This window comes from Sphingomonas telluris (assembly GCF_022568775.1).
GTDB classification, from domain to species: Bacteria; Pseudomonadota; Alphaproteobacteria; order Sphingomonadales; family Sphingomonadaceae; genus Sphingomicrobium; species Sphingomicrobium telluris.
The window spans coordinates 39,050-65,145 of record NZ_JAKZHW010000001.1; the positions used below are offsets into that span (position 1 = coordinate 39,050).

20 protein-coding genes are annotated in these 26,096 nt (G+C 64.7%); 13 read left to right on the forward strand and 7 right to left on the reverse strand.

Translation table 11 applies throughout. The annotated features are described in order from the left end of the window. Positions 1 to 31: 31 nt before the first annotated feature. The 5 genes from prsK to LZ016_RS00250 all read left to right on the forward strand — a co-directional run bounded on the left by prsK (position 32) and on the right by LZ016_RS00250 (position 7,646). Complete coding sequence (prsK, locus tag LZ016_RS00230; protein ID WP_241444670.1) at positions 32 to 2,086, forward strand: XrtA/PEP-CTERM system histidine kinase PrsK; 2,055 nt, start codon at positions 32 to 34, stop codon at positions 2,084 to 2,086. Continuing rightward, a complete protein-coding gene (gene prsR, locus LZ016_RS00235; protein WP_241444679.1) occupies positions 2,083 to 3,450 on the forward strand; it encodes a PEP-CTERM-box response regulator transcription factor in 1,368 nt (455 codons plus the stop codon). The genes prsK and prsR overlap by 4 nt, the downstream gene beginning before the upstream one ends. Before the next feature lie 97 nt (positions 3,451 to 3,547). Next, positions 3,548 to 3,931, forward strand: a complete 384-nt coding sequence (locus LZ016_RS00240) for a UrcA family protein (RefSeq protein ID WP_241444681.1) — start codon at positions 3,548 to 3,550, stop codon at positions 3,929 to 3,931. 92 nt (positions 3,932 to 4,023) lie between these two features. After that, positions 4,024 to 5,850, forward strand: a complete 1,827-nt coding sequence (locus LZ016_RS00245; protein ID WP_241444683.1) for a DUF885 domain-containing protein — start codon at positions 4,024 to 4,026, stop codon at positions 5,848 to 5,850. Positions 5,851 to 5,873: 23 nt separating this feature from the next. Then, the gene (locus LZ016_RS00250) at positions 5,874 to 7,646 is read left to right on the forward strand and encodes a DUF885 domain-containing protein (protein ID WP_241444690.1); all 1,773 of its coding nucleotides are present in this window, start codon (positions 5,874 to 5,876) and stop codon (positions 7,644 to 7,646) included. On the opposite strand, the gene LZ016_RS00255 is transcribed toward LZ016_RS00250, so the two are convergent. Then, the gene (locus LZ016_RS00255) at positions 7,647 to 9,428 is read right to left on the reverse strand and encodes an ABC-F family ATP-binding cassette domain-containing protein (RefSeq protein ID WP_241444692.1); all 1,782 of its coding nucleotides are present in this window, start codon (positions 9,426 to 9,428) and stop codon (positions 7,647 to 7,649) included. Positions 9,429 to 9,579: 151 nt separating this feature from the next. On the opposite strand from LZ016_RS00255, the gene LZ016_RS00260 reads away from it, so the two are divergent. After that, a complete protein-coding gene (locus LZ016_RS00260; RefSeq protein WP_241444694.1) occupies positions 9,580 to 9,948 on the forward strand; it encodes a hypothetical protein in 369 nt (122 codons plus the stop codon). A 55-nt stretch (positions 9,949 to 10,003) separates the two neighbouring features. Here LZ016_RS00260 and LZ016_RS00265 read toward each other — a convergent pair whose 3' ends face one another. Continuing rightward, positions 10,004 to 10,921: a TolB-like translocation protein gene (locus tag LZ016_RS00265; protein ID WP_241444696.1), complete on the reverse strand. Its 918-nt coding sequence runs from the start codon at positions 10,919 to 10,921 to the stop codon at positions 10,004 to 10,006. 134 nt (positions 10,922 to 11,055) lie between these two features. Between LZ016_RS00265 and LZ016_RS00270 the strand changes: the two genes are divergently transcribed. After that, entirely contained in the window at positions 11,056 to 12,603 is a 1,548-nt protein-coding gene (locus LZ016_RS00270) for a winged helix-turn-helix domain-containing protein (RefSeq protein WP_241444698.1), read from the forward strand. Here the strand turns inward: LZ016_RS00270 and LZ016_RS00275 are convergent. Next, positions 12,600 to 14,636 carry a TonB-dependent receptor gene (locus LZ016_RS00275; RefSeq protein ID WP_241444700.1) on the reverse strand — a complete coding sequence of 679 codons (2,037 nt, stop codon included), beginning with the start codon at positions 14,634 to 14,636 and terminating at the stop codon, positions 12,600 to 12,602. The genes LZ016_RS00270 and LZ016_RS00275 overlap by 4 nt on opposite strands. 192 nt (positions 14,637 to 14,828) lie before the next feature. On the opposite strand from LZ016_RS00275, the gene LZ016_RS00280 reads away from it, so the two are divergent. The 3 genes from LZ016_RS00280 to LZ016_RS00290 all read left to right on the forward strand — a co-directional run bounded on the left by LZ016_RS00280 (position 14,829) and on the right by LZ016_RS00290 (position 17,946). After that, positions 14,829 to 15,503, forward strand: coding sequence for a response regulator transcription factor (locus LZ016_RS00280; protein WP_241444702.1), 675 nt, complete (start codon positions 14,829 to 14,831; stop codon positions 15,501 to 15,503). 92 nt (positions 15,504 to 15,595) lie between these two features. Next, on the forward strand, positions 15,596 to 16,900 hold the full coding sequence (locus tag LZ016_RS00285; protein WP_241447410.1) for a sensor histidine kinase: 1,305 nt from the start codon (positions 15,596 to 15,598) through the stop codon (positions 16,898 to 16,900). Positions 16,901 to 16,932: 32 nt separating this feature from the next. After that, positions 16,933 to 17,946 (forward strand): polyprenyl synthetase family protein, encoded by a 1,014-nt coding sequence (locus tag LZ016_RS00290; protein ID WP_241444704.1) that lies wholly within the window; start codon positions 16,933 to 16,935, stop codon positions 17,944 to 17,946. Here LZ016_RS00290 and LZ016_RS00295 read toward each other — a convergent pair. Further along, positions 17,943 to 18,575 carry a hypothetical protein gene (locus LZ016_RS00295; protein WP_241444706.1) on the reverse strand — a complete coding sequence of 211 codons (633 nt, stop codon included), beginning with the start codon at positions 18,573 to 18,575 and terminating at the stop codon, positions 17,943 to 17,945. The genes LZ016_RS00290 and LZ016_RS00295 overlap by 4 nt on opposite strands. Positions 18,576 to 18,685: 110 nt before the next feature. On the opposite strand from LZ016_RS00295, the gene LZ016_RS00300 reads away from it, so the two are divergent. Together LZ016_RS00300 and wecB are read left to right on the forward strand one after the other, a co-directional pair. Next, positions 18,686 to 18,967, forward strand: coding sequence for an ETC complex I subunit (locus tag LZ016_RS00300; protein ID WP_241444708.1), 282 nt, complete (start codon positions 18,686 to 18,688; stop codon positions 18,965 to 18,967). 84 nt (positions 18,968 to 19,051) lie between these two features. Further along, positions 19,052 to 20,413 carry a non-hydrolyzing UDP-N-acetylglucosamine 2-epimerase gene (gene wecB / locus LZ016_RS00305; protein WP_366512905.1) on the forward strand — a complete coding sequence of 454 codons (1,362 nt, stop codon included), beginning with the start codon at positions 19,052 to 19,054 and terminating at the stop codon, positions 20,411 to 20,413. A gap of 16 nt (positions 20,414 to 20,429) precedes the next feature. Here the strand turns inward: wecB and LZ016_RS00310 are convergent, their stop codons facing one another. Next, positions 20,430 to 21,776 (reverse strand): HlyD family type I secretion periplasmic adaptor subunit, encoded by a 1,347-nt coding sequence (locus LZ016_RS00310; RefSeq protein WP_241444717.1) that lies wholly within the window; start codon positions 21,774 to 21,776, stop codon positions 20,430 to 20,432. Further along, a complete protein-coding gene (locus LZ016_RS00315; RefSeq protein WP_241444719.1) occupies positions 21,773 to 23,470 on the reverse strand; it encodes a type I secretion system permease/ATPase in 1,698 nt (565 codons plus the stop codon). The genes LZ016_RS00310 and LZ016_RS00315 overlap by 4 nt, the downstream gene beginning before the upstream one ends. A gap of 332 nt (positions 23,471 to 23,802) precedes the next feature. Between LZ016_RS00315 and LZ016_RS00320 the strand changes: the two genes are divergently transcribed. Then, a complete protein-coding gene (locus tag LZ016_RS00320) occupies positions 23,803 to 25,218 on the forward strand; it encodes a DcaP family trimeric outer membrane transporter (RefSeq protein WP_241444735.1) in 1,416 nt (471 codons plus the stop codon). A 16-nt stretch (positions 25,219 to 25,234) separates the two neighbouring features. On the opposite strand, the gene pflA is transcribed toward LZ016_RS00320, so the two are convergent. After that, the gene (pflA, locus tag LZ016_RS00325) at positions 25,235 to 26,095 is read right to left on the reverse strand and encodes a pyruvate formate-lyase-activating protein (protein WP_241444737.1); all 861 of its coding nucleotides are present in this window, start codon (positions 26,093 to 26,095) and stop codon (positions 25,235 to 25,237) included. Position 26,096 lies beyond the last annotated feature (1 nt).

Here is a 26,096-nt window from a genome sequence, read left to right on the forward strand (position 1 = left end):
GCATGTCGGTGAAATTGACAGGCTGGCGCCCATGCACGTGGTAGTTGCCTTCTGGAGTCACGCGATTTGCGCGGCGGCTTTCCTCGGCCTGTTGATCTGGCGCGTCGCGACCATTCGCCAGCGGGAGCAACGACTGCTCCTCGGCGGGTTCGCAGTTACCGCATGCTGGGCATGGATCACCGCGATGCTGCCCGGCGATCCGATCGCCAGCTTTGCAGAGACGGCGCGGAACCTCGTGTGGATCGGCCTGCTCTACAATTTGTCGGCGAGCAGCGACGAACGCCAGCATGGCGTCCGGCTCGTCTACGCTGCCGTTGCCGCAGTGCTCGGGTTCCAGGTCGTGGTGGATGCGGTGTCTCTCTTCGCGCCGACGCGGCCGGTGGAGGAAACCGCGATCCTGCTGCGCATTACCGCGGCGGCCGGCGCTCTGATCCTCGTCCACAATCTGTACGGGCAGGCGTCTCCGGCCAGCCGGCTCAACATCCGCATGGCAATGCTCGCTTTGTCGCTGATGTGGAGCTACGACCTCAACCTCTACACGATCGCGTGGCTCGACAATCGCCTCGCTCCCGACCTAATTGAATGGCGCGGCCTGATCATCGCGCTGACGGCGCCGATGTTCGTGCTTGCGGCGCGGCGAGGCGAAGGGTGGCGCGTGAGGCTGTCGCGTGCCGCCACGTTCCAGTCGCTCTCGCTCCTGGCGATCTGCGCTTATTTCGCGGTCATGGCGATCCTCGCGACGGCATTGCGCGGGGCCGACATCGAATGGTCGCGCGGACTGCTGGTCGGCCTCCTCGCCGTGATGACGGTTGCCGCCATGGCCATCCTGCCGAGCGCGAAGGCGCGCAGTTGGGCGAAGGTCAAGATTTCGAAGCACTTCTTCGAGCATCGCTATGACTATCGCGCAGAATGGCTGCGCTTCACCGAAACCGTGGGCGTTCCGGGCCCCGAGGCCGCCCCGCTCGGCCAGCGTGTGATCAAGGCTTTCGCGGACATTCTGGAGGCGCCGGGCGGCCTGCTGCTCGCTTCCGATGCATCGGGCGCGATCACCGCGGCCGCATCGTGGAACTGGCCGGGCCGCAACCCGCCGACAGGCGAGCTGGACCGCATGCGCGACTTTTGGGCGGCTCTCGAAGCGAGCGGTCGTATCATCGAGCTGGACGCGCTCCGCGGAGGCTGGGCCAAGGCGGAGGATTGCGTCGCGCTTGCCCCGCAATGGATGCTGGAAGATCGCCGCGCCTGGTCGTGCGTCCCGCTCATCCACGGCGAGCGCTTGTTCGGCGTGATCGTGCTCGCGTCGCCGGATTACCGCCGCGCGCTGGACTGGGAAGATTTCGACCTCCTGCGTACAGCCGGCAGGCAGGCTGCGAGCTCGCTTGCCGAAGCCTACGGGCAGGAGGCGCTGTCGAATGCCCAGCGCTTCGAGGAGTTCAACCGCCGCTTCGCCTTCATCCTCCACGACATTAAGAATCTCGTCAGCCAATTGTCGCTCGTGTCGCGCAATGCGGAGCGGCACGCCGACAATCCGGATTTCCGGGCCGACATGGTTGCGACCCTGCGCAGCTCGGTCGGCAAGATGAACGACCTGCTGACCAGGCTGTCGCCGCAGGCGCAGGGACGGGGACTCCGCAGCGAGCCGCAGCCGCTGCGCGCGATCCTGTCCGACGCCATCGCGTCCAAGCGCCGCGACCATGAAGTGAAGCTCCTCGGCGACACGACGCTTTGGGCCTTCGTCGATGCCCTCGCGCTTGAGCAGGCGGTCGGCCATCTCCTGCAGAACGCCGTCGAAGCCAGCCCGCCCACCGAGCCGGTCACCGTCCGCGTCAGCCAGGAAAGCGGCGAAGTCCGCATTGCCATCGCCGACAAGGGCTGCGGCATGGACGGCGACTTCGTCCGCAACCGCCTGTTCCAGCCCTTCGCTTCGACCAAGTCGGACGGCTTTGGGATCGGCTCCTTCGAGGCCCGCTCGCTCGTCGCCGGAATGGGCGGCCGCCTGGTCGTGGACTCGACTGTCGGCGCCGGCACCGAATTCTCCATCTATCTTTCCGCGGCCGATGCCGCGCAGTTCGAACGGAAACGCGCATGACGGACAAGCAACTCCCGGTCCTCCTGATCGTCGAGGACGACGAGGGCCTGCAGCGCCAGCTTAAATGGGCATATGAAGGCTATGAGGTGGTTCTCGCCGGAAGCCGCTCTGCGGCCGTCGAAGCTGTGCGCCTTCACGAGCCGTCGGTGGTCACGCTCGACCTCGGCCTGCCGCCCGATCCGGACGGCACGACCGAGGGCTTCGAGACGCTACGCGAGATCCTGCGCATCAAGCCCGACACCAAGGTGATCGTCGCGTCCGGCCACGGTGCGCGGGAGAGCATGCTTCGGGCGATCGGAATGGGTGCGTACGATTTCTATCGCAAGCCGGTGGACATCGACGAGCTCGGACTCATCGTTGCCCGCGCCTTCCACGTCCACGGGCTGGAAGCGGAGAACCGCCGGCTCGAGCAATCGGGCGGGGGCGGTCAGGTGCTCGGCTCGATCATCAGTGCCGCGCCGGAGATGATGAAGGTCGCCAAGACGATCGAGCGGGTAGCCTCCGCCGACGTGTCCGTGATGCTGCTCGGCGCATCTGGTACCGGCAAGGAGCTTCTCGCGCGCGCCGTGCACGAGAAGAGCGGCCGCAAGGGAGAGTTCATCGCCATCAACTGCGCCGCCATTCCCGAGACCCTGCTGGAAGCCGAGCTGTTCGGCTACGAGCGCGGGGCCTTCACCGGCGCGGTCAAGTCAAACGTCGGCAAGATCGAGATGGCGCAAGGCGGAACCCTGTTCCTCGACGAGGTTGGCGACATTCCGCTGCCGCTGCAGGTCAAGCTGCTGCGCTTCCTTCAGGAGCGCGTGATCGAGCGCATTGGCGGCCGCCAGCCCATCGCGGTGGACACGAGGATCGTCTGCGCGACGCACCAGGACCTCGACGCCATGAAGGCGGACGGACGGTTCCGCGAGGATCTCTACTACCGGCTCGCCGAGATCGTCGTAAGGATCCCGTCGCTTGCGGAGCGCCCCGGCGACGCCGTCTTGCTTGCGCGCCACTTCGTCAATCGCTTTGGTCGCGAGCTGAACACCAAGGTCCAGTCGCTCTCTGCCGACGGGGTCGCCGCGATTGATGCCTACAGCTGGCCCGGCAACGTCCGTGAGCTCGAGAACCGCATCAAGCGCGCGGTGATCATGGCCGACGGCAAGTCCGTCACCGCGGAGGATCTCGATCTGCCGGGCAGCTCCGAGGCCGGGCAGGAGGAGCTCGCGCTCAACCTCCGCGCCGCGCGCGAAACGGCCGACCGCCGCGCGATCCGGCTGGCGCTCAGCCGCACCGAGAACAATATCTCCGGCGCCGCGAAGCTGCTGGGGATCAGCCGTCCGACGCTCTACGATCTTCTGAAGCAGTATCAACTGAGCGCCTGAACGCCGATTTCACGCAAAACTCACGCACGCGTGACGGGCGATATGTCATCGACCCTGAATCGCCGGCCTTCCCGGCCGCGCGGAAAGGAGCGGGCACATGACAAGAATCCTGACAGTCGTCGCCTTGCTGCTGGCGGGTACCGCTGCCGCTGTTGCGCAGCCGCCAGGCGAAAAACCGCATAGCGGGGTTGTCGTGGTCGCCGACGATGTCCCTACGCGGCATGTCAGCTTCGCCGACCTCGATCTTTCAACGGCTGGTGGTGAGCGTACTCTCGTCCGCCGAGTGAAGCTGGCAGTGAGCAAGGTGTGCGACGAAGCGGTGGGCCCGTTGCCCATCATCTATGCCAAGCAGGAATGCTGGAAGTCGACCTGGGCGGAGTCGCAGCCGAAGCTGAACGCTGCGGTTGAACGCTCACGTCAGCTCGCGGCAACCGGCTCGCCTACTACGGTGGCGACGATCACTATCATCGCTGCGAGATAGGCTGCGACGAACGACGAGCCGGTTCGACGAACGGGCTTGCGACCGTTCGGCACGGCTCTAATCCTGCCCCCTCGATTTCCGAGGGGAGAGTCATGGATCGTCGCGAGTTTCTGTCGACCACTGCAGCCGGACTGGGTGCCGCTTTCTTTGCCGCCGGCTCGAGCCCCGCTCTTGCCTTCGTCCAAGGCTCGGTCGCGTCCGGCGATGCGGCGCTCAATTCGCTCTTCGAGAAGATCTTCCAGGAACGGGTAAGGCGCTATCCCGAGCTCGCGACTTCGCTGGGCCTCGACAAGGGCGAGAACGCGCATCTGAAGTCGGAGCTCGACGTCCGACCGACTGCCGCTGCCCGAGCCGAGGACTTGGCCAAGCTGCGGCAGGAGCTGGCATCGATTCAGGCGATCCCGAACGCAAGCCTCAGCCAGGCCGCGAAGCTCAATAAGGACGTCATTGTCTACCAGATCGAAACGAACATCGTTCCTGGCGCGAAGTTCGACATCGACAGCGCGCAGCGGCCCTATCCGATCACGCAGCAGGGCGGCTCGTACTTCTCAACGCCGGACTTCCTGAACACGGCGCACACGATCGACGCCCCGGCCGACGCCGAGGCGTACCTTTCCCGCCTCGCGCAGGTCGGGAAAACGATCGACAACGACACCGTCGAGCAGCGTGCCCAGGCTGCGCGCGGGTTTCTCGCCCCCGCATGGTCGATCGACCTCGCACTGGGCCAGATGCGTAAGCTCCGTGGCGCAGCGGCCGAGGCGAACACGATGGTGGAATCGCTCGCGCGACGTACCGCCGCCAAGAACATCGCCGGGGACTGGAGCGCCCGCGCGGCGAAGATCGTCGCGGACAGCGTCTATCCGGCGCTCGACCGCCAGATTGCCGCCATGGAACAGCTGAAGCCAAGCACGCGGCCCGGCGACGGTGCATGGCGGCTGACGCGCGGCGACGCGATCTATGCGGCTGCCCTGGAGCAGGCGACAACCACCAAGTTCACGCCGGACGAAGTGCACAAGATGGGTCTCGACCAGGTTGCGGAAATCAGCGGGCGCCTGGACGCCATCCTCAAAAGCGCGGGCTACACGAAGGGCACGGTCGGCGAGCGGCTCGCCGAGCTGAACAAGGCGCCGTCGCAGCTCTACCCGAACACCGATGAGGGCCGCACGCAGCTGATCGCCGACCTCAACAAGGGGGTGAAGGACATGTACGCGCGCCTTCCGAACGCCTTCGCAACGGTGCCGAGCGCGCCACTCGAAATCCGCCGCGTTCCCCCGGAGATCCAGGACGGGGCGTCGAACGGCTATTACAACCGTGCCTCGCTCGATGGCTCGCGGCCCGCGATCTACTTCATCAACCTGAAGGACGTGGGCGACTGGCCGAAATATTCGCTGCCCTCGCTAACCTACCACGAGGGCGTCCCGGGCCATCACCTGCAGATCAGCCTTGCGCAGGAATCGAAGGACATTCCGACGCTGCGCAAGTTGGGCTTCTTCTCGGCCTATTCCGAAGGCTGGGCGCTCTACGCGGAGCAATTGGCCGACGAGCTGGGCGCCTACGGCGGCATCGAGAGCGCGGGTTATCTGCAATCCTTCCTGTTCCGCGCGGCGCGCCTCGTCGTCGACACCGGCATCCACACCAAGCAATGGAGCCGCGAGAAGGCGACGGACTACATGGTCGCAACGACCGGCTTCGCTCGGCCGCGGTCGCAGCGCGAGGTGGAGCGGTACTGCACGATGATCGGCCAGGCCTGCAGCTACAAGGTCGGCCACATGGCGTGGACGCGCGCTCGGGAGCAGGCCCAGAAGACGCTCGGCCCGAAGTTCGACCTGAAGCAATTCCACGAAGTGCTGAAGGAAGGCGCGATGCCGCAGACCCTGCTCGAACAGCGGATCAAGCAACGCGCGGCGGCACAGGCCTGATCACAATCAAAAGGGGGGAGATCATGCGTAGCTTGCTTGCACTCGCGATCGGCGTTGCTGCCGTGACCCTGCCGGCGGTGCCGGCACCGGCTTTGGCAGCCGTCCAGGCCGATGAAGATGCGCGATTCGAGGCCTTCGGCGACCGCGTCGTCGACGAATATCTGAAGCTGAGCCCCATTTCGGCGACGCAGCTCGGCGAGCATCGGTACGACGACCGCCTTCCGGACGCGTCGGCTGCAGGGCGTGGCGCGACGCGCGCCTTCGCCGACCGTTCGCTGGCGGAGCTCGCGAAGTTCGATACGAGTAAGCTCAGCCGTGAGCATCAGGTCGACGCAATCCTGCTAAAGAACCAACTCGATTATCTGATCTTCAGCGATTCTCGGCTGCAGGACTGGGCCTGGGATCCGACCAATTATTCCTCGGCGGCCGGTGCAGCGTTCGACGCCCTGATGTCGCGAGAGTTCGCGCCGCTGCCGGAGCGCCTGCGTTCCGCGACCGGCCGCCTCGAAGCGCTGCCGGCCTATCTGCAACAAGCGCGGGAAGCGCTGGTACCCGCCCGCGTCCCGCTGATCCACGCGCAGACGGTCGCCAAGCAGAACCCCGGTCTCAACGCGCTGATCGACGACATTCTCAGCAAGAAGTCCGCGCTGGCCGCGGCCGACCAGGCGCGGCTTGAGCGCGCGGGCGCTGCCGCCAAGGCGGCCGTCGCTGCGCACCAGAAGTGGATCGACGAGGCTCTCATTCCCAACGCGAAGGGCAACGAGCGCATCGGTGCGGCACTGTACGACGAGAAGCTGCGCCTCGCGCTCAACTCGCCGCTCGGCCGCCAAGAAATCCGCGAGCGCGCCGAGCGCGAACTGAAGTCGCTCCGCGCGAAGATGTACGAAGTCGCAGCGGGCATGATCAAAGGTCAGGCGGGTGCTCCGCCGGCGCCCGCGAACCCGACGCCGGATCAGCAGCAGGCCGTCATCGAAGCTGGACTCGCCAAGGTCTACGCCGACTTGCCGCCGCGCGGCCAGGTGCTGCCCTTTGCGCGCGAGACGCTGAACAAGGCCGTCAGCTTCGCCAAGGCGAAGGACCTTATCGGCTTCCCGACGTCCAATTTCGACGCGATCGAAATGCCGGAATATGCCCGCGGCTTCGCGGTCGCCTATGCCGACATGCCGGGCGCGCTCGAGAAGGATCAGCGCGGCTATTACGACGTGATGCCGATCCCGCCTGACTGGAGCGACGAGCAGGCCAACTCCTTCCTGCGCGAGTATAACAAGTGGGCGCTTCACGAGCTGACCATTCACGAGGCCGTTCCGGGGCACTTGCTGCAGCTCGCCCATTCGAACCTCTACAAGTCCAAGCTGCGCGCCGTGCTTCAGTCGGGTCCGATGATCGAGGGCTGGGCCTGCTACGGCCAGGATGTCATGGCGGATGCGGGCTTCCTGAACCGCGATCCGCGCTACCTGCTGGCGCACTACAAGTTCCAGATGCGCATGCCGGTGAACGCGATCATCGACCAGGACTTCCACGTCGGAAAGCTGACGCGCGAGCAGGCGATCGAACTGATGACCAAGCAGGCCTTCCAGCAGGAGCGAGAGGCGGCGGGCAAATGGGTGCGGTTGCAGCTGAGCTCGGCCCAGCTACCGACCTATTTCGTCGGCTATGAGGAGTGGAAGGACTTCCGGGCCGCGGCCGAGAAGCAGCCGGGTTTCAACCTGCGGAAGTTCCACGATTCCGCGCTGAGCCACGGCTCTCCGCCGGTCCGCTTCATTCGCGAACTGACATTGGGCGAGCCGATCCGCTGATCAGCGGGCCAGCGCGTCGGCCATTTCCGCGACTTCGAGCCAGCGCTCCTCGGCGGCGTGCTTTTTGTCGCGCAGCCTTGCCGCTCGCTCGCTGAGTTCAGCGAAGCGCTTGGTATCGCGGGTGTAGAGGTCGGCGTCGGCCAGGACGTCCTCGACCGCGGCGATTTCCGCTTCGAGATGCTCGATCTCGCCGGGCAGGCGGTCGAGGTCGCGCTGGTCCTTGTAGCTGAGCTTGGCTGACGTCGCGGCCTTCCGCTCTTCCACGGGCGCAGCCGCCTTCGGCTTTGCTGCGGGCGCGGCCTGGCGCCGGCGCTTCGCCCAGTCCTCGTACCCTCCCGCGACGATGTCGACGCGCCCGGACCCATCGAGTCCGAGAGTCACCGTTACCGTTCGGTCGAGGAAGTCGCGGTCGTGGCTGACGATCAGCACCGTGCCTTCGTAATCGGCGATCACTTCCTGCAGCAGGTCGAGCGTCTCAAGGTCGAGGTCGTTGGTCGGCTCGTCAAGCACGAGCAGGTTCGCCTCCCGCGCGAATTCGCGGGCCAGCAGCAGCCGCGACCGTTCTCCGCCGGACAGCGACCCAACGGGCGCCTCGGTCAGCTCCGGCGAGAATAGGAACTCCTTGAGGTAGCCCTTGATGTGCTTCTTGGTTCCGCGGACGTCGATCCAGTCGCCACCCTCCGCGAGCACGTCGCGGACGCGCTTCGTCGGCTCCATCAGCTTGCGCTGCTGGTCGATAACGATGCCGGACAGGGTCTTCGCTCGCTCGATCTGTCCCTGGTCGGGCGCGAGTTCGCCGGTAAGCAGCTTGAGCAAGGTCGTCTTGCCCGCTCCGTTCGGACCGACGATGCCGATCCGGTCGCCGCGCTGAATGCGCAGGGTGAAGTCGCGGATGATTTGTCGGTCGCCGTAATTCTTCGACACATGCTCGGCGTCGATCACTGCCTTTGAGCGGACTTCGTCCTTGGCGATGGCGAGTTTCGCTGTCCCCGGACCCCCGATCATCGCAGCGCGCTGCGCCCGCATGTCATGCAGCTTCGCGAGGCGACCCTGGTTGCGGCGGCGCCGCGCGGTGACGCCGCGCTCCAGCCAGCGCAGCTCGATGGCCAGCTTGGCGTCCAGCTTCTCGGCCGCGCGAGCCTCCTCCTCGTACGCCTTTTCCATCCATACTTCGAAGCCGCCGAAGCCGATCTCGGCACGCCGGAGATGCCCTCGGTCCAGCCAGAGGCAACTCTTCGTCAGCCGGGTCAGAAAGGTTCGATCGTGGCTGATCACGATGAACGCTCCGGTGAAGCGGTTCAGCCAGTCTTCCAGCCATTCGATGCCGCCAAGGTCGAGGTGGTTGGTCGGCTCGTCCAGGAAGAGCACGTCCGGATCCTGCGCCAAGGCGCGCGCGATTGCCGCCCGGCGCCGCTCGCCGCCGCTTGCCGTGGAGACTGGTCGCGAGAGATCGAGCCCGATCTGGTCCGCGATCGCGGCCGCTTCATGCTCTGCCGGCGCATCCGGCTCCGCAAGGACCCAGTCGAGCAGAGAGGCGTGACCGCTCATGTCGGGGTCCTGCTCCAGAAGGACCACGCGGCTTCCAGGAACGACCGTTCGCCGCCCTTCGTCTGTCTCGATCAGGCCCGCGAGGCACTTCAGCAGGGTCGTCTTGCCCGCGCCGTTACGGCCGATCAGCGCCAGGCGGTCGCGCGGCCGGATGTGCACGTCGAGATGCCGAAAAAGCCAGCCGTCGCCCTGAACGAGCCCGAGGTCTTCGTAGGAGAGTGTCGCCGCAGCCATGGGCGCGCCCTAGCCAAGCCGATGGCCGTTTTCGAGGGGCGCTTCCCGAAAGCGCGAATTTACGGCACGTTTACTTGCCTGAACGGTAGTATGCAGGGCCATTCATAAGGCATTCAATGCTTTGGGGGTAAACCGCGTCCAGAGAAAAGCCATGAGCCTGTACCGTACCTTCGCTCTGGCCGCGCTTTGCGCAGGCCTGTTCGCCACTCCTGCGCTGGCCGACCGGCCACGTGGCGGGGGGATGGACCGCCCGCGTATTCAGCAACAGCAGCAATCTCGCCCCGAGATGAACTATCAGCGGCGCGATGCCGACCGTGCATTCGACGCGACGCGCGAGGGCAGGGCCATGCCGCTGCCCAAAATCGAAGGGCGGGTCAGGCCGTTCATGGGCGGCGCCGACTATCTAGGACCCGAGCTGAACGGCGACCGATACCGGCTTAAGTTCGTCAAGGACGGCCGCGTGATTTGGGTCGACGTGGACGCAGCCACCGGCCGCATCGTCGGACGCTCGCGCCCGTAGCCACTTCCGCCCGCACTGCGGACCGAGCGGCCACGGGCACGACGCCTGCCGCCCCTTACTTGCCCGTAATTTTGTCACGAGTGGCGTACCAGATGTCCGGCGCCGAAGATTCGCTGCCCGAACGGCCCGACGAGAACGTGATGAATGAGCTGTCCTTGCTGATGACCGGCCTGGCATCGAACGCGGGAGAGCTAAGGCCCTGAAGATGGATCGCAGGTCCGAAAGGTTCGGACGTGCTCGATCGTGTGGCGTAATAAAGATCCGGACCGCCGAGCGATCCTGCTCGGTCAGAGTCGAAGTAGATTGTCAGGCCGTCCCTGGTCACGCTCGGGCGGTTGTCGGAAGCCGAACTGTTCGGTCCACCCGCCACCAGCGTCTTCGGCCCTCCGTTGACGCTCTGGTAGATATTCCCGTCGCCGGCTCCGCTGTCCTCGCGACTTGAGAACAGCATCACCTCATTACCGTCTTCGTCCGGGTAGAAAGCTACCGCCTCGTCGAGCGCATTTGGCGTATTGATGTTCGGCCCTAGATTCTGGGGTACGCTCCAACCCTTGGGGCCCAGCTTCGTGACATAGATGTCCGAGCCAGGATCATCCCTCGTGCTGGTGAAATAGAGCCGGTTACCGGTTGCGATCGTCGCGCAGGCGTCGCTGGCCGGCGAGTTGACCGGCTCGGGCAAACGCACCGGTGGTCCAAATCCCTCGGACGTGCTGGAGCGCGTCGCCATATAGAGATCGAAATTGCCGCCCCGATTGGAGTTGAACACGATCGTCAGCCCATCTGGCGAATGGCTTGCGCAGCCGTCGACGGCAGGCGTGTTCAGCGCCGAGCTGGATCCCGGAAGCGACTCCAGGTTCACGGGGGCGGACCAATCGCTCCAATTCTTTGCCGCCACCGCAGTCGCTGTCGCCAGCGCGACGAGGCTGGCCACGTAAGTGGCCGCGTGCACTCTCTTGGAAATGACCTTTTGCATGACATCCCTCACTTCGGTTCGAGAGGGGGCGGGGCGTAGAAACGGCGTTCAGGATGTGCGATGGTGGTTTGCTGATGATCTTATGATCATTTGCTGATCTTCGTTTTTGCGCGACGGAGGTTTGGGGGGATTAGATGCTGAAGCTGAGCGACCTGGCGCTGCGGCCGGATCTGCAGCTCGGCCCCATGCTCGTCAGCCCGTCGCGCCGCCTGGTCGAGGGCCCGGGCGGCCACACCCACGTCGAGCCTCTGATCATGCAGGTGTTCCTGCTGCTGCTCGACGCCGGCGGCAAGGTCGTGACCCGCAACGACCTCTTCGATCAATGCTGGGGCGGGGTGATCGTCGGCGACGACAGCCTCAACCGCGCGATCGCCAAGGCTCGCCGCATTGGTGCGCAGGTGGCGCCCGGACTTTACGAGATCGAGACGATCCCCCGCACCGGATACCGGATGACTGGCGAGATTCTCGGCCTCTTGAATGGAGCGGCCGTTGAGCGACGTCGTTCGACGCCCCTTTCTCGCCGCCAAACCATCCTGGCTGGAAGCGCGGCTGCCCTTGCAGCTGCCGGCGCGGGTCTGTGGTGGGTTAATCATCCCCGAACAGATCCCCGCTTCGAAGCCCTAATGGCGCGTGGGGACGAAGCGATGAGGGATGGCTCGGCGTTCGAGCAGTCGAATATACGCGCCACTCAGAACATCCCCATGGTTGATCTGTATGCGCAGGCCGTCCGGCTTGAGCCGGACAACGCCCGCGCGTGGGGATTGCTGGGCTATTTCAGGGCGGGCATTGCGGACGGGGCCTCCCCCGAAGATTCGGCGCGTCTCGTCGCCAGCGCACAGGCCGCGATTCAACGAGCGCTGAAGCTCGATTCCCAAGAACCCAATGCTCGAATAGCCATGTTCATCCTGGAAGGGAGGATGCTCGACTGGCTGGAGCGCGAAAACCAGCTGCGCGGAATTCTGGCGACCGATCCGAATAACCTGCTGACAATGATGGAGCTGATGCCGCTGTTGCAGGCGGCTGGGATGACCCGTGAGTCCTGGTCGTGGAACGAGCGAATTCTGAAAATCGCGCCGATGTTGCAGGGCTATCTCTGCCTTCGGGCGATGAAACTCTGGATTCTCGGCCGGATCCGCGAATCCGACAACGTCATCGATCGCGTTCGCGGCCTATGGCCCGACTTTCCGTTCGCTTTTTGGGTCCGCTTCCTGCTGTTTGCGCAGAGTGGCCGTCCGCACGCTGCTCGGACCATGCTGGATGCCGCGCCGGAACGGCTTGGCGATCCCGAATATGTCGCCATCTGGCGGACGATCCTCGATGCTCTCGAAACTCGCACCTCTCATGCCATCGCCGCAGCGCGTTCCGCGTGCTTCAAGCTGGCGAAGGAGTCTCCTGTCTCCGTCAATGACATGGTCATGGCTCTCTGTGGCCTCGGGCTGAAGGACGACGCCTTCGACGTCACCGAGGGCTTCCTCCTCTGGCGCGGCAAGATGATCAGCACCGACCAGGCCAACGGCAAGAAGATGGACGATTACAGCCGACGGATGACGCAGTGGCTGTTCACGCCGCCTTGCGCGATCATGAGGGACGATCCGCGCTTCCTGAAGCTTTGCGATGACTTCGGTCTGACCGCTTACTGGCAGGCCCGCGGCGTTAAGCCGGATTATCAGGTCTATCGTTAGAAGCGGCTCTCGATACCGACGCTGACCGACATCGGGTCTTCGGCGTAGGCTGTCCGACCTTCGTCGACGACCTGCAGCAGTCCCAGCGCGTCGAAGAAGTTTCGAACCTGAACGAAGAGCGACACCGGGCCTGTGTCGAACTCGGCGCGGCCGTCGACGATGGTCGAAGCGGGCACCCTGTTGGGGTCTGAAGCGCCGGGGTAACTCGGGAACGGCCCGTGGTGACGCACTTGGGCGGACAGCTGGACCTGTTCGGTCGGCTTCCAGTCGACGGCTGCGGACGCGCTGAAATGCGGTGATCCGGCAAGCTCATGTCCTTGGAAGTCTACCGTCTCGCCATCGGTTTTCGTGACCTTGCTGTCGAGGAGTCCCATCGCCAACCGAAGCGTCAAGCTGTCCGTCGCGCGGTACGCCAGGTCGCCTTCGAATCCGTAGCTGTGGGCCTTCGGAATGTTCAGCAGGTTCGCGAATCCGATGGGAAGCCCGTCGGGCGTTCGAATGAGGACGCCGATCGACTGCTGCGAATTGCGCATGTCGTAGTAGAATAGGTTCGTGGATGCGCTTAGGCGGCCGTCTGCCAGCTCCGTGCGCGTAAACAGCTCGAAGTCCCACAGGCTTTCGGCCTCGAAATTGTCGGGGCGGCCCGTGTCGAAGCGGATCGTGGTGCCGCCCGGATTGTAGGCCTTCTGGACCATGACTCCCGCTCGGAAGGACGGCGTGAGATCGTAGGCCAGTGTGACCTTGGGCAGCACCGCATCGAACTTGCCCACAAAGTCGACCGGCACCGAGAATGCGTCGTTCCCCAATGCTCCGCGCCGCGCCTGCCGGTCACGCTGGTAACGCAGGCCCGCAGTCAGCGTTAGGCGGGGGGCGACGGCGACCGTGGCTTCCCCGAATATCCCCGTGCCGTCCTGCCAGTCACGGAAGCTTCCGAGCACGCCGGACAGCCGCGAAAGGTTGATGAACTGGTCCAGATAAACGTGCGTGTGCGACACCCCGCCGACGACCTGGAGCGGTCCCTCGGGAGACCAGTTCACGACGGCCTCGCCGGTCCAGTCGCGTCCATTGTTCCTCGTTTGGCCGAGGCCCGTGGGCGCGAAGCGGCGGATGTTCCTGTCCGCGCCGGTCAGTATGAAGTTCGCGCTGAGGTCTTCGGCAATATCCTGCTGAACCTCCGCCGTCAGCGCATCCACATTGACCCTGAACGTGCCGTAACCGCCATCGACATCCCTGCGGTGCCGGAAGGGCGCGGTGATGGCCACGACCTGCGGCGCCTTCGATTCCGTGTGCGCGTACGTCAGCGTCGCCCGCGTGCCGCGCCAAGCAGATGGCGTGATCAGCAGCTTCGCGCGGAGCAGACCGTAGACGTCATGGTTCGGATCGGCACCCTCGATCCAATCGAAGATCTTGCTCGTCGGCCGGGCGTAGCGGAAATCGCCCGTGACCCGGAAGGCGACGTCGTCGCCTTTAACGGGCCGCGACGCGACAGCGGACACCTGCCGCGTCTTGTAGTCCCCGACGATCGCGCGCGCTCGATATTCCGGAGTGAACGTCGGATCGTTCGTGTTGACGAAGATGGCGCCGGCGATCGAGTTCTGGCCCTGGGTGGTCGTCTGCGGGCTGCGGAAGACCTCGATCCGCTTGACGTCCCAGACCGGCGACGTGCCGAAAATGAACTCGTTATAGGTCGCGGGCCTGCCGTCGACGACGATCGTGCTTCGCGGCCGGTTGCCGCCGAGGAATGCGGGCAGTGCCGACAGCGCCCCGGTCGTATCCTGCCCTCGGATGATCGGGCCCGACGATCCGTTGAGAAGCTGAACATTCGGAATGAGCGCGAGAATTTGGTCGACGCGGTTGGCTCCGGTCTCCTCGATCTCCGATTGGGTAACGACCGCCACGCTCGACGACGTGTCCTTGAGCGAGCGGCGCGCGCGTTCGCCCGTGACGATGATCTCATCGACGCGGTCGTCGTCCGTACTTGCTACTTGCCCCGCAGCGAGCCCCATCGCTGCGACCAAAACCAACGCGGGCATGAAGACGTCCCCCCTTCAGATCCCACGCACGAGATTTACCCGCTTTATTGCTCCTGTCCTAGTTGACGAATGTTATGGCTCAGCAACCCGCGGAACCGCCCTATGTCGCGCGAGACAATTCATTCCGCTAAAGCAACCGTTCAGCTTTGCACGTGTTGACGCGTGGAAATGGCATTTTAGGGGACGGCACGAATGCGTGTTTTGATCGTCGAGGACGAGCCCAATCTGGGGCGACAGCTCCGCTCGACCCTCGAAGGGGCCGGATATGCGGTCGACCTCGCCACCGATGGCGAGGACGGCCACTATCTCGGCTCCACCGAAAGCTACGATGCGGTGATCCTCGATCTCGGCTTGCCGGAGGTGGATGGGCTCACCGTGCTGGACCGCTGGCGCAAGGAAGGCCGGCGCATGCCCGTTCTCGTGCTCACCGCGCGCGACAGCTGGTCGGACAAGGTTGCCGGCCTCGATGCGGGCGCCGACGACTATCTTGCCAAGCCGTTCCAGACCGAGGAGCTGATCGCTCGCCTGCGTGCGCTCATCCGCCGTGCGTCGGGCAACGCATCATCCGAGCTGATCGCCGGTGACATCCGTCTCGATACGCGCTCGGGCAAGGTGACGAAGGACGGCGAGCCGGTGAAGCTCACCGCGCAGGAATACAAGCTCCTGAGCTACCTGATGCACCACAAGGGCAAGGTCGTCAGCCGGACCGAGCTGATCGAACATATCTACGACCAGGACTTCGACCGGGATTCGAACACGATCGAGGTGTTCGTGACACGCATCCGCAAAAAGCTCGGCCCCGACGTCATCACGACCATCCGCGGTCTCGGTTACACGCTCGACGAACCGGGGGATTCGCGAGGGTGAACGAGCAAGCCGCGCCGGTTACGGCGGCGGCCGACAAGCATGCCGCCGGGAAGCCAGGGTCCGGACTTCGTGCCGGGTCGCTGACCCGGCGCATGATCGTGATCGCAGCGCTGTGGATTACGGCGCTGCTGCTAATGGGCGGCTTCGCACTCGATCGCGTGCTGAGGGCATCGATCGTGCGCAACTTCGACGACCAGCTCGAATATGTCCTGAACTCGATGATCGCCGCTTCGGAGATCGGGCCAGACGGCGAAGTGCGGTTCAGCCGCGCGCCCGCCGATCAACGGTTCATCGAGCCGTATTCGGGTGTCTATTTCCAGATCAGCGGGGCGGGGGCCGATTCCTTCCCGTCGCGATCTCTCTGGGATCGCCGCTTGCGCGTTTCCGACAAGCACGAGGACGTCAACGTCCACGTGTACGACAGCAACGAATTTGCCGGCGAGCCGCTGCGCATCAGCGAGCGCGATGTGATCCTTCCGGGGTCGAACACGCGGTGGCGGTTTCAGGTGGCGCAGTCGCGCGAGATGATCAACGCGCAGATCCGCGAGCTGCGATCGACCTTGTTCTGGAGCTTCCTCGCGCTCGGTGTCGGGCTACTCATCCTGGCGGCGCTGCAGACTTTCTACGGCTTATGGCCGCTTCGGCGGGTGCGGCAGGACGTCGCGGCGATCCGGTCCGGAGCCAAGACCCGCATCGAGGAGGATTTCCCCAACGAGGTCCGCCCGCTCACGGACGAGATCAACCAGTTGCTCGCCCATAGCGAGGAGCAGGCTGAAGAGGCTCGGCGGCATGCGGGCAACCTCGCGCACGCGTTGAAGACGCCGCTGACCGTCATCACCAATGCCGCAACCGCGAACGCCCCGGACCTCGCCGACACGGTGTGCCGCGAGGCGACCGTCATGCGCCGGCAGGTCGACCATCACCTCGCACGCGCGCGAGCGATCGGCCGCCGCGCGTCCACGCATGCGCGTGCAATCGTCTGGGAGAGCGCAGAGGCCGTGCAGCGCGCGGTCGACCGGCTTTACGAGGACGTCACCGTCGACATCGCGGGCGACAAGACCGCTGCCGTTCGGGTGGAGCGGCAGGACCTGGACGAGATGCTCGGCAATCTACTCGAAAATGCCGCGAAATATGGCGGCGGACGCGTTTTCGTGACCGTCGAGCCTAACGACACGATGGTCGACATTCTCGTCGAGGACGATGGCAAGGGCATTCCGGAGCAGCAGCGCGAAGCCATCTTCCAGCGCGGCGCGCGGTTGGACACGGACAAGCCCGGCACCGGGCTCGGCCTCGCCATCGTGCGCGATGTCGCGGAAATCTACGGCGGCCGCATCACGCTGGAGGAAAGCGAGGACCTGGGCGGCCTGCTCGCAAGGCTAAGCCTGCCCGCGGGCTAGGAAAATAACCGTTCTCCCGCTAGGGCGCCCGCGTGACTGCAACTGTTCACGATCTCCGCACCTCCACAGCGCCTTCGCTCGAGCCGTTAATGGCGCTGGTCGCCGACGACATGCACGGCGTGAACGCGGTGATCCTCGACCGCATGCAGAGCAAGGTGGGCCTGATCCCCGAGCTCGCCGGCCATTTGATCGCCGGTGGCGGAAAGCGCATGCGGCCGATGCTGACGCTCGGCTGCGCGGCGCTGCTGGGATACAGCGGCACGCGGCATCAGAAGCTCGCTGCAGCCGTGGAATTCATACACACCGCGACCCTGCTTCACGACGATGTCGTCGATGGGTCGGGTCTTCGCCGTGGAAAGCGGACAGCCAACCTCATCTGGGGCAATCCGGCGACTGTTCTCGTCGGGGATTTCCTGTTCAGCCGGGCCTTCGAGCTGATGGTCGAGGATGGCAGCCTGCGCGTACTGAAGATTCTCAGCCACGCGTCCGCCGTGATCGCCGAAGGGGAAGTCGAACAGCTGACGACCCAGCGCCGCATCGAGAGCGATGAGGAGCAATATCTGAGCATCATCTCGGCCAAGACGGCCGCGCTATTCGCTGCCGCCTGCAGAATCTCGCCCGTCGTCGCGGAAGCGAGCGACGAGGCCGAGATCGCGCTCGAGAAATACGGCAAATATCTCGGCATCGCCTTCCAGCTTGTTGACGACGTTATCGACTACGGGTCGACAAAGGACGTGATGGGCAAGGGCGTCGGCGACGACTTCCGGGACGGGAAGGTCACTCTGCCCGTCATTGTCGCCTACGCTCGCGGATCGGACGAGGACCGCGCTTTTTGGCGAGCCGCAATCAGCGGCGAGCGAATCTCCGACGACGACCTGCACCACGCGATCGCGCTTCTTCGCGACAGCGGTGCGCTATCCGAGACGATCGAGCGCGCGCGTCAATACGGCCGCCGTGCACTCGACGCGCTGGCGCCGTTCCCGGCCGGCAAGGCCAAGGCGGCGCTGAGCGAAGCCGTCGAGTTCGCGATCTCCCGCGCTTACTAGCCAGCAGGCGTTACCGCGACCGGCACCATCAGGTGCGCGTACGGTGTTCCCGCCCACATCACGTACGGCGCGGACGTGTCCGGCTTCGGGCCTGACGGATAGCCGGCGAGGATCTCCTTGGACCCGACGATCATGACGTGCGGGCCAGTCTTGACCCAATTGTTCTCAGCCGTCGGCTTCGCCGCGTAGGGATCGGTGTTGCTCGCATCGGTCCCGCCTTCGAGCATGTACATGACCCCCGAAGTACCGGCAGGCGGATCCTTCTTGCCGATCCAGGCGGCAGCCCACTTGGCTGCATTCGCATCCATGCACATCGGGTCCGGCCCCGGGGTCGCCGGGCTGTCCGGCATGCAGGTCCAGCCGTTCTTGCCCTCGCGTAGCGTCTTCATCGATCCGTCGGCCTGCGCCTGGACGATGGTCGCATCCTTAGCGATCGCTTCTGGAGCGGCCGACATGGCGCTCGCTACCGGATCGTTCGCGTCGGCCGAAGCGGTGTTCGCAAGGCCGTCGCCCACGCTTGCTCCATCTCCGCCACTCTGCGCCGTGTTCGTTTCAGCCGGCTTCTGATTGCAGCCGACCAAGGCCAGCGACAGCCCAGCCGCCAGCAGTGCGAGTTTCGCATGATGCATGCTGTCCTCCTCTCCCGTGGAGGACGGACTGATTAGCACAAACGGCCGTGCCGCGCACGTGAACACCCCGTCGCTTGATTTCGGGCGCGGTCTGGGCCACCTGCCGCGCCATGACCATCGCTCGCATTTCACAGCTCGAGCGTCGCGCGACGCAGTCTGGCAAGGCAAATGCCGGCCTGTGGCAACTCGAATTCGAACGGCAGCAGCCGCTACTGGCGGATCCGCTGACCGGCTGGGCGGGGTCCGGCGATACGAACACGCAGGTGCGCATCACCTTCAAGACGCGCGAGGAAGCGATCGCCTTCTGCGAAAGCCGCGGCATCCAGTATCATCTGGTGCCGACGACGCCCGTGCGCATGAAGATCCAGGCTTACGCCGACAATTTCCGCTAGGCGCTTGCCACTGCGCTAGCCGCCCGCCACAAATGCGGCGCCGAGCTAGGGGGGTGCCTGTACAATCGTTGCGTAACGCTCGTCATCGGGACGCGTCCCGAGGCGATCAAGCTTGCACCTGTCGCTGACGCTCTCGCCCGCCGCGGAATTCCACCAAGCATCGTGCTGACCGGCCAGCATCCGCACCTCAACATGGACGAGTACGGCCTTGGTGCCTTCCAGCGCCTGGAACTGCATTGTCAGGGCCAAGCGAACCCGCATGTCTACGTCGGATCGGTCGCGCGCGAATTGAACGCGGCAATTGAAGGATCGCGGTTGGTGGTCGTCCAAGGGGACACATCGAGCGCGCTCGGCGGGGCGCTGGGCGCGACCCAGGCCTGCGTTCCGGTGGCGCATGTGGAGGCGGGCCTTCGGACCCACGACCGTGCGAACCCCTGGCCAGAGGAGGATTTCCGCGTCGCGATCGATGCTCACGCCGAGCTCCTGTTCGCGCCTACGGAGACGAGCGCATCCAATCTCCGCCAGGAAGGCGTCTCGGGCGAGATCATCGTCACCGGCAACACGGCGATCGATGCGCTACTGAAGAAGATACCGCTGCTGCGGGAGCCGCGCCGGAACGGTGGGAAGAGGCTGCTGGTGACCTGCCATCGGCGCGAAAGCTGGGGCGAGCCGCTGCGCGCCATCGCCGATTGCCTGGTCGATTTGGCAGATAGGGGCATTGCGCACATCACCTTCGTTTTGCATCCTAATCCGAAGGTCGCCGGGGAAATGCGCTGCCTGCTCGGCGAACAGGCGAACATCAATCTCCTCGAGCCGTGCAGCCACCTCGAAATGCTTCAGCTTATGACGGAGAGCGACCTCGTCCTCAGCGACTCCGGTGGCATGCAGGAAGAAGCGCCTACTCTCGGCGTGCCCCTTCTGGTGCTGCGCGACCGGACGGAACGGCCGGAAGGCGTGACTTCGGGCAATGCATTGGTCGTTGGCAGGGATGCCGAGCGCATCCGAATGACCGTCGAGACGCTTCTCGCCGATGCGGAAAACCTAAGGAGAATGCGCGTTCCGGCCTTCCCTATGGCGATGGGCGGGCAGGGGATCGAATCGCGGATGCGATCAGTGCTTGGCTTGGGTGCAGTTCAGAAACCGCGGGCCGAGCCACGGCTGCGTCCGCCTAGGGGCCGCACTAACTTTCATCAATGCGGCTGCTCCAAAAGGGGCGTAAATCGAAGGCCATGGAATCGGATCGCACCTATCTCTCCCGCCGGGCTGCCGAGGAGCAGGAGGCATCCGATCGCGCGAGCAATCCCAAGGCCAGGGAACTCCACGCCGAGATGGCCGAACGCTACCGCGATGCCGCCCAAAACAAGACCTTGCCGAAGACACGGGAAGCGAGGCCCGAACGGCCGCTCGTACCCGACGACTTCCGCATTCTCGACTAGGTCCGGTTAGAAAACACGCCGCTCGGCTATTGCTCTCGTAGCGAGCGCCACAGGTTCATCGTCAGCGGCTCAAGCAGATACTGCAGGGCCGTCCGCTTGCGCACCGACAGGACAACTTCCACCGGAAGGCCGGGCCGCAATTGTCCGTGGCCGAGCACGCCGCTGACTTGCTTCAGCTCCGCGGGTGTCACTTCGATCTCGGACCTGAAGAAGGACCGACCCGTCTTCTCGTCGGTGAAGCTGTCTGCCGAGATTGTGCGGACTTCGCCTGTCAGGAGCGGCAGGGTGCGGTCGTGAACGCTGCTGAAGCGGACTTCCGCTTTCTGTCCGACGTAGACGTCGTCCGCGTCCTGCGGGCTGACCTGCGCCTGGATGACGAGTTTCCGGTTGTCGGGCACGACATCCATCAGCTTCTCGCCCGGAGCAACGACGCCGCCGACCGTGAAGACGCTTAGGCCGACGACCTGGCCCGTCGCCGGGGCGCGGACTTTCGCGCGCTCCAGCTGCTCACGCACGGCGACCAACTTCGGCAGAGTCTCGGAAATGCGCGTCTGCGTGTCGCGCAAGTCGGTGGCGACGTCTTCCAGCCTGCTGCTCCGGATCGACAACGACTGCATGCGCGTCTCGCCCTTGCCCTCCCCAGCGCGGGCGATGGACGCCCTCATGGCAGCTTCCTGACCCTTCAGATCGGCAAGGGCGCGTTCGAGCGCGCGGATGCGGTTGATCGACGCGAAGCCCTTTTCGGCGATCTGCTTCATGCCGTCGAGCTCGTCCTTGAGCAGCCGCTGCTGCTCCTGGAGCGAAGCAATCTGGCTTGAATAACCGGTCTGCTCCTCGCCCAGCTGCTTCGAGCGCTGGCCGAGAACCGACTGCTGGGCCGTCATGGAGCCGTGCCGCGTGCTGATCTGCGCACGCTGAAGCTCCATAGCCTGGTCGGCGATCTCGCGGTCCTCGGGCTTGAGGCTCGCGAACTCGGCCGGCGCGTTGAAGCTCCGCAGACCGCGGCTTTCCGCGACGAGCCGCGAACGCTGAGCCAACAGCGTCAAATAGTCACCGGTGAGGGCGCGCTCGGTCGCCTGCACATCCGGTGCGGCCAGCTCGATCAGCACTTGACCGGCGGTGACATGCTGGCCTTCGCGCACATTGATCGCCGTCACGATCCCGCCTTCGCGGTGCTGAACGGCCTGCCGATTTCCGGAGACGGCGATGACACCGACCGCACGCGCGCCGGCATCGAGCGGGGCCAGCGCGGCCCAGCCGAGGAGGACCACGAAGAAGAATATGACGATGCCGACGCCAATGCGGATGTCACCGCGCGGATCGTCGCGCTGTTCCGGTTCCTCGAACACGGTGGCGGGAAGTTGCAGGTTCATCCGGTCTTCCCCTTCGGCGGGGCGGCGAGCCGTGCCGAGACCTCGGCGGGCGGACCGAGCATGCGCGGTCGGCCTTCGTCGAGAACCAGCAGGCGTGACGCGCAGTCGAGCACTCCCCGCCGATGCGCGATCATCATGACCGCGCAGCCGCGCTCCATGGCAGAGCTGACCGCGGACATGAGCGCTTCCTCACCGGCTTGGTCGAGGAAGGCATTCGGCTCATCAAGGATGAGGATTGCGGGATTTCCATAGAGCGCGCGAGCCAGGGCCACGCGCTGCGCCTGGCCCGCCGACAGCCCTTTCCCCAGCGGCCCCAGGCGGGTGTCATAGCCTTCGGGAAGGCTCAGGATGAGGTCGTGAATGCCGGCGCTCTTGGCCGCTGCGACAGCCGCGGCATCGACCTCCTCGCTGGCCGGATCGAAGCGGGCGATATTTTCCTTCACCGTACCTTCGAAGAGGCTTGGGTCCTGAGGCAGGTAACCGACGTGACGTCCAAGCTCGTCGGGGTCCCAGTCCGACAATTGAGCGCCGTCGACGCGCACAGTGCCGATCTCTGCCGGCATGGCGCCGCAGATGACCTTGGCGAGAGTCGTCTTGCCCGATCCGCTCGGACCGACGATGCCGAGCATCTCGCCGGGAGCGATGGCGAAGGACACGCCCTGCAGGATGGCCTTGTTGCCGGGGCCGCGCACGGCGACATTCTCGACCGCGAGCTTTCCTTCCGGCGTCGGCAGCTTGGTGTAGATGCGGTCGCCGTCCCGATGCTGCAGGAGGTCGCTGAGGCGCCCGAGCGCTTCGTAGCCCGCGTTCAGCGACGGCCAGCCGCTGATAAGCGCTTCGATCGGCTGCAAGGCGCGGCCGAGCAGGATCGAGGCGGCGATGATTGCGCCCGCCGAAATGTAACCTTCGATTGCGAGCAACGCGCCAAGGCCCAGGGCCAGCGACTGGACGAACAAGCGGAAGAAGCGGCTGAAGGCCGTCAGGCGGCTTCCGGTGAGTTGCGCGTCCGCAAACTTCTCGAGGCCGAACCGTCTTTGCAAGAGCTGGCGATTGACGATCTTCCCCGACATCCCGAGCGCACGGATTGCGCCGCTGTGCAGTGCCAGCGTCTGGATTGCCGTGTTCGACGCAGCGATCGCTTCCGCCGCCGCGCCGCTGGCCTCCCGCGTCGATCGCCGGTTCCACCATGCGAGCGCCAGCAGAATGCCGCCGGAAATGACCGCCAGCACGCCGATCCAGAAGTGCAGCATGAAGGCCACGAGGATGTAGAGCGGCGCCCAGGGCGCGTCGAAGAGTGCGGCAAGGACCGGCGTCCCCACGACCTGCCGGACGGCGTCGAAATCGCGCATTGCCCGGACAGCTTCCGCCGAATTCTTCGATACGATCCTTTGAAGCACGATGGGTGCGACGATCTCGTCGAGACGGAGGCTGGCGCGAACCAGCAGCCTCATGCGGACGGAGTCGAGCGCGGAAAGCGTCAGCAGCGCGATCGCCAGCGCAATGGTCACGAACAGCAGGGTCAGCTTCCCGCCTGTCGTGACGACGCGGTCGTAGACCTGCAGCATGTAGATCGGCGGCGCGAGATACAGGAGGTTGATGAAGAAGCTGAAGACCGCCGCCGCGATGAAGTGCTCGCGGCATGAACGAAGGGCGTCGGCGAGTGCCGGCGGAATCTGGATTCCGGCGAGCTTCAACGCGCTGACTTCTTCGCGCCGGGCCGAACGCGGGCCGCAGTTAGACCATCCATGTCAGTCAGACTCCCCAAGCGCCGACGGACCATGCCGTGAATCTCCAGCAGGCACAATAAGATAGGCTCCCCCCGGCGCATAGTTCACTGGCGCCGATGTGCCGTTATGACGCAATCGCGCGGACTTTTCACCCAAACCGTCCCACCGCCAACACAGATTCATCTATCTCAGTATTTGGATGCACCCATCTTCGGGGCATTCCTGAGTTCGCCTCAGGACCGTTTCAGCAACAGTGACACCCTTGTCGCGGTGGTCTGCGACGGTTTGGGGGGTGTATGGTGAAGCACCTTTTGCTGACGTGCGCCGGGCTGATCGTCTCCTCGCCAGCATGGGCGGCTGGCGAATCTACTCAGGGCACGCAGTCCGAACAGGCCGCTTCTCAAGCTTCGCCGATCACCGATCCGGCGGAGCGCGCGCAGGTCATCCAGGAAATCCAGGAGATGAAGGCGCGGATCAACCGGCTGGAGAACCGGCTTGGTGTGCCGAGCGAACCGCCACAAGTAGCCGCGCAGGTTCCGGTCCCTCCACCGCCAAGCAAGCCGAAGGATCACAATCTGGAGCTCTACGGCTTTCTCCAGACCGACGCGATCCAGGACTTCAAACGCGTGAATCCCGATTGGGACGCGACCCTGCGACCGTCGCGGATTCCCACGGAAAAGGGTGAATTCGGAAGCAACGGGCAGTCGATCTTCAGCGTCCGTCAGTCGCGCCTCGGCGTGAAGGCGACCGGTACGCTTCAGGATCGGCCCTACGAGGCGAAGTTCGAATTCGACCTCTTTGGAACGGGCGTCGATGCAGGCCAAACGACCTTCCGCGTTCGCCATATGTACGCAAGCTGGGGCCCGATCCTGGTTGGCCAAACGAACACGCTGTTCATGGACGGCGACATCTTCCCGAACGTCTTCGATTATTGGGGTCCGACCGGAATGGTCTTCGTCCGCAATCCCCAGATCCGTTGGACCTTCCTGAACGATGGTCATTGGACCGCCGCTGTCGCTCTCGAGCATCCGAGCGACGACATCGATCCGGGCAACATTCGCCTGATCGACGAGGACATCGCCAGCAACATTCAGCCTAACGAGGAGCTTCCCGACCTGACTGCGGCCGTCCGTTACGGAGGGGATTGGGGTCATGTCCGGGTGGCGGGCATTCTGCGCAAGATCGGCTACGACACGCGCGGGACCGAGGGCAATGAACCCGAGGGCCATCGGACGGGCTGGGGCGTCAACGCAACGGGCTCTTTCAAGCTCGGTATGGCGACACCTAGGCTCGGCGTCGTCTACGGGCGTGGCATAGCGACCTACATGAACGATGGCGGCATGGACCTGGCGCCATCGGTGGAAACGGTCTTCGTGCCGCCCGACATCATCCTTGTGCCGAGGGCGACGGCCGTCAAACTGTTGGGCGTTTCCGCCTATGTCGACCTGCAATGGGCAAAGCAGTGGAGCTCGGCAGTCGGCTACAGCTTCACGAAGGTCGACAACACCAACTTCCAGGACGACACCGCCTTCCACAAGGGCGAATATGCGTCCGCGAACCTGGTCTACGCCCCCTTCGACAATGTCGTTGCGGGCCTCGAATTCCTGTGGGGCAAGCGCACGGACAACGACGGCGACAAGGGCACCGACACCCGCATGCAGGGCAGCTTCAAATGGTCCTTCTCGAGCAAGAACATCTGGGACATCGTCAATTGATGTCCCTGATCGCGGCCTAGCTCGCGTCCAATCCCGCGCCGCGGAAGATTTCGACCGCCTTGGCGACCAATTCGTTGGAGGGCGGCTGTGTGTCCTTCAGCTGATAGTTTAGCTTTAGGCGCTCCCACTTGTACTCGCCGAGCTGGTGGAACGGCAGGATTTCCGCGCGCTCCACGACGCCGAGAGACGCTCCGAACGTCGCCAAGGCTTCCATCTCTTCGGGGATGTCCGTGAGGCCGGGCACCAGCACGTAGCGCAGCCACATCGGGCGCTTCAGCGCTGCCAGGCGGTTGGCGAATTCCAGCACGTCCTCGTTATGCATGCCGCCTGTCACGCGCTCATGCTGCCCGCGCGTGAAGGCCTTCATGTCGAGGATGACGAGATCGATGTTGCGGATTTCGTCGTCGGATAGCCGATCTCCGAAGTAGCCGTTCGACTCCATCGCCGTGTGAACGCCCATTTCCTTGACCGCCTTGAACAGGCGAGCTGCAAACCTGTCCTGCATCAGCGGCTCGCCGCCAGACAGCGTGAAGCCGCCTTTCATCGCCTTCAGCCCGTTCGCATATTTGCGGATCTCAGTGATCGCCTGGTCGAGCGTCACGGGGATGCCGTTGCTGAGCGTCCACGTGTCGGGGTTGTGGCAGTACTGGCAGCGGAACATGCAGGCGGTCGTCCAGGCGACCAGCCTGATGCCGGGACCGTCGACCGCCGACCCAGTGGTGAAGCTGTGCAGAAAGCCCATGTCGCCCGTCTTGAGCGCGCTGCGGACGTCCGTGTCCGGCACCGTCTCGCCGAGATGCACGCGCATCTCGAATGGCGACTTGGCTTCGAGCGAAACCTTCTCAGGCGCGACCGCCGGCGCCGGTATCGTTTCCACT